We start from the raw sequence: 12205 nt of genomic DNA, 5'->3' as shown, positions 1-12205 counted from the left end.
GCGACTAAGAGGCCCGCCAGCGAGGCCCGCCAGCGCCGTCGGTCAGCGACGCAGCCCCAGCCGTTCGATCAGCGACCGGTACCGCTCGACGTCGATGTGGGAGATGTACTTGATGAGCCGGCGCCGCCGCCCGACCAGCAGCAGCAAACCCCGCCGCGAGTGGTGGTCGTGCTTGTGCACCTTGAGGTGCTCGGTCAGATCCGCGATCCGCTTGGTCAGCAGCGCGATCTGCGCCTCAGGGGACCCGGTATCGGTGTCATGCAGGCCGTACTGGTTCAGGATTTCTTTTTTCTGCTCGGCTGTCAGCGCCACGAAAATATCTCCATCAATTGGTCCGCGATCATGAATTTCACTTCTTTGAAGGCGCGGCCACCGCGAACCGCAGCACGCGCCGATGTCGTCGGGAAGTCTAGCAGGGGTGTACGGACCGGATCGCCTGTCCCGCCGCCGCCCAGGTTCGCGAGCGTAACCGGGCTGCGAAAACTCGCGCCGGATTTCGCAGTGCGGATACGCTCGCGGACCCGCCCGCGACCAAGCCACTCTCGGCTAACTCAGGACGGCCCGCGTCCGGTCGGTGTCCTTGCCGATTGCCTTGACCAGCTCGCCCGCCGAGTCGAACTTCTTCTGGCCGCGGATGCGCGCGACGAAGTCCAGCGCGACGTGCTGGCCGTACAAGTCGGCGGCGGTGTCGAGCACGAACGCCTCGACGGTGCGGGTGCGCCCGGAGAAGGTCGGGTTGGTGCCGACGGACACGGCGGCCTGGTAGCGCTCGCCCGGGGTGACGGTGCCGGTCGTCGGGCCGTGCCCGAGCACGGTGAACCAGGCGGCGTACACGCCGTCGGCCGGGATCGCCGAATACATCGGCGGCGCCACGTTGGCGGTCGGGAAGCCGAGCTCGGCGCCGCGTCCGTGACCTCGGACCACGACGCCCTCGACGCGGTGCGGCCGGCCAAGTGCCTCGGTGGCCGCCACCATGTCACCGGCGTCCACGCAGGATCGGATGTAGGTGGACGAGAAGGTCACCGTCTCGTTGCTGTGGTGCTCGGACAGCAGCGACATCGATTCGACCGCGAACCCGAACCGCTCGCCGGCCTGGCGCAGGGTGTCGACATTGCCGCCGGCTTTCTTGCCGAAGGTGAAGTTCTCACCCACTACCACCTCGACCACGTGCAGGTTCTCGACCAATAGTTCGCGGACGTAGCGGTCCGGGGTGAGCTTCATGAACTCGGTGGTGAAGGGCATGACCAGAAAGACGTCAATACCCAGCTCCTCGACGAGCTCGGCCCGCCGGGTCAGTGTGGTCAACTGCGCGGGGTGACTGCCGGGATAGACCACCTCCATCGGATGGGGGTCGAACGTCATGAGCACGGTCGGCACGTCGCGTGCGCGTCCGGCCTTGACAGCGTGCGCAATCAGTTCGGCATGCCCGCGGTGCACACCGTCGAAAACGCCGATGGTGAGCACGCATCTGCCCCAGTCCGTGGGGATCCCGTCCTGTCCCCGCCACCGCTGCACGACCGCAAGCCTACGGTGCGCCGTGGCCTCCGGGATTCGGGATACGCAGGTTTCACCTAACCGCCACGTCCGCAGAACAGCCGCAATTTGCCTAGACTTTTCGGTTGTGAGGGCTGACGAAGAGCCTGGCGGTCTCACCGCGGTTGCCCAGGACTATCTCAAGGTGATCTGGACCGCCCAGGAGTGGTCGCGGGAAAAGGTCAGCACCAAGATGCTGGCCGAGAAGCTCGGGGTGTCTGCCAGCACCGCCTCGGAATCCATCCGCAAGCTCGCCGAGCAGGGCCTGGTCGACCATGCGAAGTACGGCGCGGTGACGCTGACCGACGCCGGGCGGCGGGCGGCGCTGGGGATGGTGCGCCGGCACCGGCTGCTGGAGACCTTTCTGGTCAACGAACTCGGCTACAGCTGGGACGAGGTACACGACGAGGCCGAGGTGCTCGAACATGCGGTGTCGGATCGCCTGGTCGCGCGCATCGACGCCAAGCTGGGATTCCCCCGGCGCGACCCGCACGGCGACCCCATCCCCGCGTCCGACGGTCAGGTGCCAACGCCGCCGGCGCGTCAGCTGTGGGCCTGCACCGACGGAGACACCGGAACTGTCGCCCGCATCTCCGATTCCGACCCAGAGATGCTGAGGTATTTCGACACCGTCGGAATCAACCTTGACTCGCGGCTGCGGGTTGTGACGCGGCGCGAATTCGCGGGCATGGTCTCGGTGGCGATCGAATCCGGCGACGGCGCCCCGACCACCGTCGAGCTGGGCAGCCCTGCCGCCCTGGCGATCTGGGTGGTCGCCTGACCAGATGGTTGCTCTGTAGTCCGCGAGCGTAACCTGGCCGCGATTTCCGGCGCGGTTTTTCGCAGCCCGGTTACGCTCGCGAACCTGGGTCGCTCAACAACCCCTTGGCGATGTGGGTCACCTGCACCTCGTTGCTGCCCGCGTAAATCATCAGCGACTTCGCATCGCGGGCCAACTGCTCGACTCGGTACTCGGCCATGTAACCGTTACCGCCGAACAACTGCACAGCCTCCATCGCGACCTCGGTGGCGACCTCCGAGGAGTACAGCTTGATCGCCGAAGCTTCCGCCAGGGTCAACGGTTTTCCGGCCTGCTGCCGCTCGATGGTCTGAAACACCATGTTCTGCACATTCATTCGCGCGATTTCCATCCTGGCCAGCTTGAGCTGGATCAGCTGGAATTGCCCGATGTTCTTGCCCCACAACGTCCGGGTCTTCGCGTAGTCCACGCACAGCCGGTGGCATTCGTTGATGATCCCCAGCGCCATCGTCGCGATCCCGATCCGCTCGGCGGCGAAATTGGCGCGCGCGCTGTCACGGCCGTCGCCGTCGGTGTGCTGTTCGCTCCCACCCAGCAACCGGTCCGGGCCCAAGCGCACGTCGTCGAAGAACAACTCGCCCGTCGGCGAGGACATCATGCCCATCTTCTTGAAGGGCTTGCCCTGTGTCAGCCCCGGCATGCCGGAGTCCAACACGAAAACCAGCACCGGCCGGTTACGCCGGTCCACGGAGGAATCACGTTCGTCCAGTTTGGCGTAGACAACCAGTACGTCGGCGTAGGGACCGTTAGTAATGAACGTCTTCTGGCCGTTGAGGATGTAGTCGTCGCCGTCCCGTCTGACGGTGGTCTGCATGCCCCCGAACGCATCCGAGCCGGAGTCGGGTTCGGTGATGGCCCAGGCGGCGATCTTTTCCAGGGTCATCAGCTGGGGCAACCAACGCTCCTTCTGGGCCAACGTGCCGCGGCTCATGATCGTGGCCGCACCCAAACCGAGGCTGACCGACGCCGTGCTCAACAATCCGATGCTGACCCCGGCGAGCTCGGAGATCAACACCGCGGCCATCGAACCCTGGGCGCCGAAGCCAATGTCACCCGAATCGCCTGCGCCGACGTCCTTTTCGGGCCTCGTCGAACCTGATTCCTGCTTCGCACGTTCGCGATCCAGCATCTTTTTGACCGACTCGGCAGCCATCACGTCAAGACCGAACTGGCTGAACAGCTTTCGAGCGATCGGATACGGCGACAGCTCGCCGGTCTCCAGGGCGTCCAGATTCGGCCGGATCTCCTTGTCGATGAATTGGCGGACCGCGTCGCGCACCATCAGATCGGTGTCGGACCACTCGATCAATGTGTTCCCCCTTGGGCCGCTGGTGAATTCAGCGTTCCGCGCGTTGGTAGGCGGTGACCACTGCGGCCCCGCCCAACCCGATGTTGTGCTGCAACGCGGCGCTCACATCGGCGACCTGACGCTTGTCCGCGGCACCGCGCAACTGCCAGGTCAGCTCCGAGCACTGCGCCAACCCGGTCGCGCCCAGCGGGTGCCCCTTGGAGATCAGGCCCCCGGACGGGTTGACCACCCAACGCCCGCCGTAGGTGGTCTGGTTGTCGTCGATCAGCTTCGGCGCTTCGCCCTCCCCGCACAACCCCAGCGCCTCGTACAGCAGCAGCTCGTTGGCCGAGAAGCAGTCGTGCAGCTCGATCACCTGGAAGTCCTCCGGGCCCAGGCCGGACTGATGGTAAACCCGTTGGGCGGCTTGGACATTCATGTCGTATCCAATGATGTTGCGGGCACTGCCGTCGAAGGTCGACGCGAAGTCGGTGGTCATCGCCTGCCCGACGATCTCCACGGCCTGCCCGGCGAGGTCGTGGCCGGCCACGTACTCCTCGCTGGCCAGCACCACCGCGGCCGAACCGTCGGACGTCGGCGAGCACTGCAGTTTGGTGAGCGGGTCGGAGATCATCTTCGCGGCCAGGATGTCCTCCAGGGTGTACTCGTCCTGGAACTGCGCGTACGGGTTGTTGACCGAGTGCTTGTGGTTCTTCAGACCGATCTTCGCGAAATGCTCGGCGGTGCTGCCGTACTTCTTCATGTGCTCACGCCCGGCCGCGCCGAACATCCACGGCGCCACCGGAAAACCGAACTCGTCGATCTCGGCCAGCGCCTTGACGTGCTTACCCATCGGCGACTCGCGGTCGTCGGCGCCACCCTGAAGCGAGCCGGGCTGCATCTTCTCGAAGCCCAGCGCCAGCACGCAATCGGCCACACCACCGCGGATGGCCTGCGCGCCCAGGTAGAGCGCGGTCGATCCGGTGGAGCAGTTGTTGTTGACGTTGACGATGGGGATGCCCGTCATGCCCAGCTCGTAGAGGGCGCGCTGCCCGCTGGTGGAGTCGCCCGCGACGTAACCGACGTAGCCCTGTTCGATCTCGGTGTAGTCCACCCCGGCGTCCTGCAGCGCCTTGGTGCCGGACTCGTTAGCCATCTGCGGATAGTCCCAGCCTTCGCGCCGACCTGGCTTCTCGAACTTCGTCATGCCGACGCCGACGACGTACACCTTGTTCGCGCCCTTGCTGGACATCTTTGGCCCCTTCCGAACGGCAGTGCCTCCCAGTCTGCAACTTTGCCGCGCGCGGCGGTCGGGCGGGACCCCCAGAGCGTCGCCGGGCGGGACCCCCAGATCGTCGCCGGGCGGGACTCGATTGCCCGACTCCTCCTCAGTCCGTACCGGACTGCATCGTCGCCGGGCGGGACTCGATTTGCCCGACTCCTCCTCAGTCCGTACCGGACTGCATCGTCGCCGGGCGGGACTCGATTGCCCGACTCCTCCTCAGTCCGTACCGGACTGCATCGTCGCCGGGCGGATCACCACCACCGACTTGGTCCGCCCGCCCTCGTCGCGCAGCAGCGCGATCACTCGCCCGTCGGCAGCGGTCGCGGCATAAATGCCGTCGATACCGGCCGGCGCAAGCGACCGGCCATGGCTCGTCGCTTCGGACTCCTCGGCGGTCAGCTCGCGGCGCGGGAACATCAGCAGACAGGCCTCGTCGAGGCTGAGGCTCAACCGCGGCCGTTCCGCCAAGTCGTCGAGCGACACCGCCTGGTCCAGCCCGAAACGACCGACCCGGGTGCGTCGCAAGAAAGTGAGATGCCCGCCGACCCCGAGCGCGTCGCCGAGGTCGCGGGCAAGGGCCCGGATGTAGGTGCCCGAGGAACAGTCGACCTCGACATCGAGGTCGATGAGCTCGTCGTGGGATCGGACGGCCAGCAGCTCGAACCGGTCGATACGCACCGGCCGGGCCTGCAGTTCGACCGCCTGACCCGCCCGCGCCAACCGGTAGGCGCGTCGACCGTTGATCTTGATCGCGCTCACCGCCGACGGCACCTGGCTGATGTCACCGCGCAGTCCGGTGATCGCGGCCGCGATCGCCCCGTCGCTCACGTGCTCGACCGAAACGGTTTGCAGCAGTTCACCTTCAGCGTCCTCGGTGGAAGTGGATTGACCCAGGCGGATGGTGGCGGCATACGACTTGGCCGCCCCCGTCAGCAGGCCGAGGATCTTGGTGGCACGATCGATCCCGATCACCAGCACGCCGGTGGCCATCGGATCCAGCGTTCCGGCATGACCCACCCGCCGGGTGGAAAAGATGCGGCGGCAACGGCCCACAACATCGTGACTGGTCATGCCGGCCGGCTTGTCGACCACGACGATCCCCGGGCCGAGCCCGGACGCAAAGCTCATAGCACGATCGCGGTGAGCACCAGCCCGCGCGCGACCGACCAACGACCGCTCAGCGCGGTCAGCGGCGGACCCGACAGCGCCGCCGGGTCGATCAGAATCCGGGAGACGAACCCGCCCGTCAAACCAGTGCTGTCGGCGTCGAAGGTGATGTGCGCGTCCTCGAAACCCAACCACCGTTTGGTCAGCGGAAACCACGCCTTATACGTTGCTTCCTTGGCGCAGAACAGGATTCGGTCCCAGTGCAGACCCTGCGGCATCGTGCGAGGTATCTCGCCGCGCTCCGCCGGCAGGCTGATCGCGTCCAGCACGCCGTCGGGTAGCACGTCATGGGGTTCGGCGTCGATGCCCACTGAACGCACCCCGGCAATGCGCCCCACGGCCGCGCCGCGGTAGCCGGTACAATGGGTCAGACTTCCAACCACGCCGTCGGGCCAGCATGGTTCCCCCCTGTCGCCCTTCAGGATTGGGACCGGTGGCACGCCAAGCTGACCCAGCGCGAGCCGGGCGCAATGTCGCACGGTAATGAATTCGTCGCGCCGCTTGGCCACCGACTTGGCGATCAGCGGCGCCTCTTCGGGCAACGGCGCCAGGCCGGGCGGGTCGGAATACAGCTCCGCGCAAGCCAATTCGTCGGACGGCTTGCCGGGCAGCACCGATGACACCAGCAGGCCGGCCGTCATCGGGACTGCCGCTGGCGCAACCGTTCCCGGAACTGCGCGGCCTGAGCCTTCATCTCGGGGGTGATCACGAAGTGACCCCCGAAATCGTTGAGGTAGCCGGGTGCGTACTGGGGATCCGGCAATACCTGGCGCAGCCAGCTGTAGGGCTTGCGCCGCCGCCACTCCCGCGGGTAACCGACCGACACCTCCTCGAAGCGCACCTCGTCGTACCAAGTGGTGCGCGGGATGTGGAGATGGCCGTACACCGAGCAGACGGCGTTGTACCGGGTGTGCCAGTCGGCGGTCTTGGTCGTCCCACACCACAGCGAGAATTCCGGATAGAACAACGCGTCGCAGGGCTCGCGGACCAGCGGAAAGTGGTTGACCAGCACCGTCGGTGTGATCCAGTCGAGCTGTTCGAGGCGGGCGCGGGTGCTCACCAACCGCTCGCGACACCAGGCCTCGCGGGTGGGATACGGCTCCGACGACAGCAGGAACTCGTCGGTGGCCACGACGTTGCGCTCCCGGGCTATGGCCAAACCCTCGGCCTTGGTCGTCGCCCCGGCCGGCAGGAAGGTGTAGTCGTACAGCAGGAACATCGGGACGATCGTGGCCGGGCCGCCGCGCTCGGTCCACACCGGGAACGGATGCTCGGGTGTGACCACGCCCATCTCGTCGCACACGTTGACCAGGTATTCGTAGCGGGCCCGGCCGAAGATCTGCATCGGATCGCGATTGGTGGTCCACAGCTCGTGGTTGCCCGGTACCCAGATCACCTTGGCGAAGCGCCGCCGCAACAGGTCCAGGGCCCAGCGAATCTCGTCGGTGCGTTCGGCGACGTCGCCGGCGACGATCAGCCAGTCCTCCGGGGACGATGGGTGCAGCGACTCGGTGACCGGCTTGTTCCCGAGGTGACCGGTGTGCAAATCGGAGACAGCCCACAGCGTCGGCTGTCCGTCCGATCCGTGGCTGGTCACGACTACCCACCCTAACGACTCGGCGACGCGCTCGCGGCCGGGCCGAAGCCAGGAACGGCCGTGGGATTAGAGCAAGTTTCTGTTTCCCCTGTGACGGCAGCGACGCGACTTGTACACTCCCGGCAAAGGACCGCCGAGGCCAGGGGGTGGCATGTTCACCAAGGTGCGCCTGATCGGAGCGCTCGGTGCGCTGATCACGGCGATTGTGGTTGGCTGGCAGAGTGCCCCGCCGGCGCCCGTGCCGGGCAAGGCCGTCGAGCTGCGATCGACGGCGCAGCCGATGGAAACGACGATGAAGAGCCCGATCGTGGCCACCACAGACCCGAGCCCCTTCGACCCCTGCCAGGACATGCCGCTGGACGCGCTGCAACAGCTGGGACTGGCGTTCACCCCGCCGGACCACGAGGACGGGCTGCGCTGCCACCTCGACGCCGGTAACTATCAGATGGCCATCGAGCCCATCATCTGGCGCACGTACGCCCAGAGCCTGCCCGCCGACGCCGTCGAAACCACGATCGCCGGTCACCGCGCCGCGCAGTTCTGGGTGCTGAAGCCCACCTACCACAACAGCTACTGGTATTACTCCTGCATGGTCACGTTCAAGACCAGCTACGGCGTAATCCAGCAGTCGCTGTTCTTCTCGACGATCTACTCCAACCCCGAAGTCGACTGCATGCCCACCAACCTGCAGCGGGCCAACGACCTGGTCCCGTACTACAAGTTCTAGCTACTCAACCTGGGCTCGTGGGCACCGTCGGCACGACTTCCACGCGTGCGGGCCGGCCCCGGCTGCGCAACGTGACCAGGGTGGGCGGCAACGTTGTCGGCGCGGCGTTGGGCTTGCCGCCGGCCACCACCCGCTACACCGTGAGCCACGTGCGGGTGCCGATGCGCGACGGCGTCGGCTTGGTAGCCGACCACTACGCGCCGATCACCTCAGAGCCGCGCGGAACTTTGCTGGTCCGTGGACCCTACGGACGCGCGTTTCCGTTTTCGCTGGTGTTCGGCAGGATCTATGCTGCCCGCGGCTACCACGTGGTGTTGCAGAGCGTTCGCGGCACTTTCGGGTCCGGCGGCCAATTCGAGCCGATGGTCAACGAGGCCGCGGACGGCGCCGACACGGTGGTGTGGCTGCGCGAGCAGCCCTGGTTCACCGGCCGGTTCGGCACGGTGGGGCTGTCCTACCTGGGGTTCACCCAGTGGGCGTTGCTGGCCGACCCGCCGCCGGAGCTGGCCGCGGCCGTCATCGCCGTGGGGCCGCACGACTTCCGCGACTCCGTGTGGGGCACCGGAACGTTCGCAGTCAACGACTTCCTGGGCTGGAGCCATATGGTGGCCCACCAGGAAGATCCCGGACGCCTCCTGACCGGCATTCGCCAACTGACGGGCCCGCGCAAGGTGGCGCGCGCGCTCGCCAAGGTACCGCTGGGCGAGTCGGCCCGGGCTCTGCTCGGCGCAGGCGCGCCATGGTTCGAGTCGTGGGTGGAAAACGTCGACGACGACGCCGCGTTCTGGGACCGGCTGCGATTTCCCGCCGCGCTGGATCGCGTGCAGGTTCCGGTGCTGTTGCTGGGCGGCTGGCAGGACATCTTCGTGGGCCAGACGCTGCGGCAATACCAGCATCTGCACGACCGGGGCGTGAACGTCGCGCTGACGGTCGGTCCGTGGACCCACACCCAGATGCTCACCAAGGGCCTGTCCACCGTCGCCCAGGAATCACTGGACTGGCTGGATGCGCACCTGGGCGGCGCGCCGGCGCTCAACCGGCCGAGCACGGTCCGCGTGTTCGTCAATAACCAGGGTTGGCGCAACCTGCCCGACTGGCCGCCCGCCACGACCGACCACCCGTTGTATCTGCATCCGCGCGGCCATCTGGGCGAGACCGCTCCCGCCGCCGCGCCACCCGCGAGCTTTCGCTACGACCCGGCACACCCGACGCCGATGGTCGGCGGCCCGCTGCTCGCCCCCAGCGGGGGATACCGCGATGACAGCAAGCTCGCATCGCGCGACGACGTGCTCGCCTTCACCGGCGCCACCCTCGCCCACGATCTGTCCGTTTACGGAAACCCGGTCATCGAGCTGCAGCACACCTCGGACAATCCCAACGTCGACTTGTTCGTCCGGGTGAGCGAGGTCGACGTCAAGGGCCGCTCCCACAATGTCAGCGACGGCTACCGCCGGTTGGGCCCGGCTGCCGAGACCGTCGAGATCGAACTCGACGCCACCGCCCACCGGTTCAAGGCCGGCTCCCGCATCCGCGTCCTGATCACCGGCAGCTGGTTCCCCCGCTATGCGCGCAACCTCGGCACCGACGAACCGGCGCTGACGGGTCGTCAGCTGAAAGCGGCCACGCACTCGGTGCACTTCGGGCGCTCCCGGCTGGTGCTGCCGGTCGGTTAGCCGACGGCCTCGCGGACCCGGGCGGCAACCTCGGTCAACGCCGAGTTATCGTGTACCGGCGTCCCCAGGGCCGGCCGCACGGGCAGCTGCACCCAACTGGTGCAGCCCGCGTACTCCGGGGTTCGGGTCAACCGAACCGGCTCCGCCAGCGGCATGGCCTGGACCACCAACACGGCCAGTTTGTGTTTGGGCCGGAAGTCGAGCCGGTCGCAGCGCACCGAGTCGGCGGTCCAAATGTGCAGTTCTTCGATCTCTTCGAGCGCTTCTGGCCGGTTAACGGGCAGTGCCGCAACAACTTTCGCAGCGGCGCGCACCAGCACGTGCTCGTCGGTGCTATCGCCGGCCGCCGCCGTCAGCAGGTCGCGGTGTTCGGGTCGGACCCGCTCGGCGTGGCTGTGCGCGACCGTCGGGAACAACAGGAACTCGTGAGCGGCCACCTCGAAGCGTTTTTCTCCGATGCCGCCCTTGCGCAGCAATACGGTTTGGCGACCGTCCAGCAGGCCGTGCACGGCCGCGCCCCACTCCTTGAGCGCGGGTTGCGTCATTGCGAACCTGCCGAGCCCAGCCGGGCGAGCACTTCCGGCCGGCGCAGCGGCGGGATGCTCTTCGGCGGCTGTCGGCGTGGTGGCAAAGCCTCCAACAGCCGCCTGGTCGTGGCAGTGACCTCCGCGACCGCGGCTTCGAACGCCTCGGCATTGGCGGCTGACGGGTGGACGACGCCGCTGACCTTGCGCACATACTGGCGCGACGCCGCCGCGATCTCCTCAGCCGTGGCCGGCGGCTCCAACCCGCGCAGTTCGGTGATGTTGCGACACATGCCGTCAACGATAACCGCGGCGTCGCCTCCCGCGCCCGGCGCGAGCAGACGCAAACACCCCTCGTGACCGGCGTGTCGCGGGGCATTTGCGTCTGCTCGCGCGGCCGTAACTACGGTGAAACCCATGACCGACGACGTCCTGCTGATCGACACCACCGAGCGGGTCCGCACCCTGACTCTCAACCGGCCGCAGTCACGCAACGCGCTGTCCGCGGCGCTGCGGGATCAGTTCTTCGGTGCGCTGGCCGACGCCGAGACCGACTCCAGCGTCGACGTCGTCATCGTCACCGGCACCGATCCCGTGTTCTGTGCGGGACTGGACCTCAAGGAGTTGGGCGGGCAGACCGCGCTGCCGGACATCTCGCCCCGTTGGCCGGCGATGACCAAACCGGTGATCGGCGCGGTCAACGGCGCGGCGGTCACCGGTGGGCTGGAGCTGGTCCTGTACTGCGACATCGTGATCGCCTCCGAGCAGGCGCGGTTCGCCGACACCCACGCCCGCGTGGGCCTGCTGCCCACCTGGGGGCTCAGCGTGCGGCTGCCGCAGAAGGTCGGCGTGGGCCTGGCCCGGCGGATGAGCATGACCGGGGACTACCTGTCCGCTGCCGACGCGCTACGCGGGGGCCTCGTCACCGAGGTGGTGCCGCACGATCAGCTGCTCACTACGGCGCGCGGCGTGGCGGCGTCCATCGTCGGCAACAACCAGAGCGCGGTGCGGGCACTGCTGGCGTCCTACCACCGGATCGACGACACGCAGACCAGCGCGGGACTGTGGTTAGAAGCCATGGCGGCCAGGCAATTTGGCACCAGCGGCGACGACATCGCCGCCAACCGCGAGGCCGTGCTGCAGCGCGGACGGTCCCAGGTGCGCTGACCAGGTGTACCCGCACCACCCCGCTTCCTGGCAACCCGGCCCCTGGCAGCCGCAACCACCACCAGCGCGGAATAGAAAAGATGTCAGGGCTACTGTGGCGCTGTTCGTCGCCCAGTTGGTGATGAGCGCGGCGGCGGTCGTGTTCGCGGCGGTGATGGTGGTGCGGGCGGGCCTGAACTGCACCGAGGCCGCAGACTGCGACACTGAAAGGGTTCACCGGTTCGACCACCAGACCCATACCGAGGTCGCCATTCTGGGGGGCGGCATCGTCGTCGCTCTGCTAGTGGCCGGTATCGGGACCCTCGTGGCGGCTAAGCGGCGGTCATCGCGGTGGATATGGCCGGCGCTGGGCCTGGGAGTTGTCATCGTGACTTATGGCATATCAGCAAGCATGTGGTTGGACACCCTATCGAGCGGGCGGTGA

General features: G+C 67.2%; 14 protein-coding genes. 5 read left to right on the top strand and 9 right to left on the bottom strand.

All coding sequences use genetic code 11. The annotated features are described in order from the left end of the window. Window positions 1-42: 42 nt before the first annotated feature. Together rpsO and JO236_RS17440 are read right to left on the bottom strand one after the other, a co-directional pair. The gene (gene rpsO / locus JO236_RS17445; protein ID WP_293333054.1) at window positions 43-312 is read right to left on the bottom strand and encodes a 30S ribosomal protein S15; all 270 of its coding nucleotides are present in this window, start codon (window positions 310-312) and stop codon (window positions 43-45) included. 234 nt (window positions 313-546) lie between these two features. Then, complete coding sequence (locus JO236_RS17440; protein WP_293333051.1) at window positions 547-1515, bottom strand: bifunctional riboflavin kinase/FAD synthetase; 969 nt, start codon at window positions 1513-1515, stop codon at window positions 547-549. A gap of 106 nt (window positions 1516-1621) precedes the next feature. On the opposite strand from JO236_RS17440, the gene mntR reads away from it, so the two are divergent. Further along, window positions 1622-2314, top strand: coding sequence for a manganese-binding transcriptional regulator MntR (mntR, locus tag JO236_RS17435; RefSeq protein WP_293333048.1), 693 nt, complete (start codon window positions 1622-1624; stop codon window positions 2312-2314). A 70-nt stretch (window positions 2315-2384) separates the two neighbouring features. Here mntR and JO236_RS17430 read toward each other — a convergent pair whose 3' ends face one another. The 5 genes from JO236_RS17430 to JO236_RS17410 all read right to left on the bottom strand — a co-directional run bounded on the left by JO236_RS17430 (window position 2385) and on the right by JO236_RS17410 (window position 7690). Then, on the bottom strand, window positions 2385-3662 hold the full coding sequence (locus JO236_RS17430; RefSeq protein ID WP_293333045.1) for an acyl-CoA dehydrogenase family protein: 1278 nt from the start codon (window positions 3660-3662) through the stop codon (window positions 2385-2387). A gap of 28 nt (window positions 3663-3690) precedes the next feature. After that, the gene (locus JO236_RS17425; RefSeq protein WP_293333042.1) at window positions 3691-4893 is read right to left on the bottom strand and encodes a lipid-transfer protein; all 1203 of its coding nucleotides are present in this window, start codon (window positions 4891-4893) and stop codon (window positions 3691-3693) included. A 249-nt stretch (window positions 4894-5142) separates the two neighbouring features. Continuing rightward, on the bottom strand, window positions 5143-6054 hold the full coding sequence (gene truB / locus JO236_RS17420) for a tRNA pseudouridine(55) synthase TruB (RefSeq protein WP_293333039.1): 912 nt from the start codon (window positions 6052-6054) through the stop codon (window positions 5143-5145). Continuing rightward, complete coding sequence (locus tag JO236_RS17415; protein WP_293333036.1) at window positions 6051-6734, bottom strand: 4'-phosphopantetheinyl transferase family protein; 684 nt, start codon at window positions 6732-6734, stop codon at window positions 6051-6053. The genes truB and JO236_RS17415 overlap by 4 nt, the downstream gene beginning before the upstream one ends. Beyond that, entirely contained in the window at window positions 6731-7690 is a 960-nt protein-coding gene (locus tag JO236_RS17410; RefSeq protein WP_293333033.1) for a metallophosphoesterase family protein, read from the bottom strand. Before JO236_RS17410 ends, JO236_RS17415 begins: the two co-directional genes overlap by 4 nt. 151 nt (window positions 7691-7841) lie before the next feature. On the opposite strand from JO236_RS17410, the gene JO236_RS17405 reads away from it, so the two are divergent. Continuing rightward, window positions 7842-8417, top strand: coding sequence for a DUF3558 domain-containing protein (locus JO236_RS17405; protein ID WP_293333030.1), 576 nt, complete (start codon window positions 7842-7844; stop codon window positions 8415-8417). 17 nt (window positions 8418-8434) lie between these two features. Beyond that, window positions 8435-10090 carry a CocE/NonD family hydrolase gene (locus JO236_RS17400; RefSeq protein WP_293333027.1) on the top strand — a complete coding sequence of 552 codons (1656 nt, stop codon included), beginning with the start codon at window positions 8435-8437 and terminating at the stop codon, window positions 10088-10090. On the opposite strand, the gene JO236_RS17395 is transcribed toward JO236_RS17400, so the two are convergent. Continuing rightward, window positions 10087-10635 carry a DUF1802 family protein gene (locus JO236_RS17395; RefSeq protein WP_293333024.1) on the bottom strand — a complete coding sequence of 183 codons (549 nt, stop codon included), beginning with the start codon at window positions 10633-10635 and terminating at the stop codon, window positions 10087-10089. The two genes, JO236_RS17400 and JO236_RS17395, sit on opposite strands and share 4 nt — an antisense overlap. Continuing rightward, on the bottom strand, window positions 10632-10907 hold the full coding sequence (locus JO236_RS17390; protein ID WP_293333021.1) for a DUF2277 domain-containing protein: 276 nt from the start codon (window positions 10905-10907) through the stop codon (window positions 10632-10634). Before JO236_RS17390 ends, JO236_RS17395 begins: the two co-directional genes overlap by 4 nt. Window positions 10908-11031: 124 nt before the next feature. Here JO236_RS17390 and JO236_RS17385 point away from each other — a divergent pair, with 124 nt between their 5' ends. Both JO236_RS17385 and JO236_RS17380 read left to right on the top strand, forming a co-directional pair. After that, window positions 11032-11781 (top strand): enoyl-CoA hydratase, encoded by a 750-nt coding sequence (locus JO236_RS17385; RefSeq protein WP_293333018.1) that lies wholly within the window; start codon window positions 11032-11034, stop codon window positions 11779-11781. 94 nt (window positions 11782-11875) lie between these two features. Beyond that, a complete protein-coding gene (locus JO236_RS17380; protein ID WP_293333016.1) occupies window positions 11876-12205 on the top strand; it encodes a hypothetical protein in 330 nt (109 codons plus the stop codon).

The organism is Mycobacterium sp. (genome assembly GCF_019247635.1).
Lineage (GTDB): Bacteria > Actinomycetota > Actinomycetes > Mycobacteriales > Mycobacteriaceae > Mycobacterium.
This window is presented reverse-complemented; position numbering and strand designations above follow the sequence as displayed.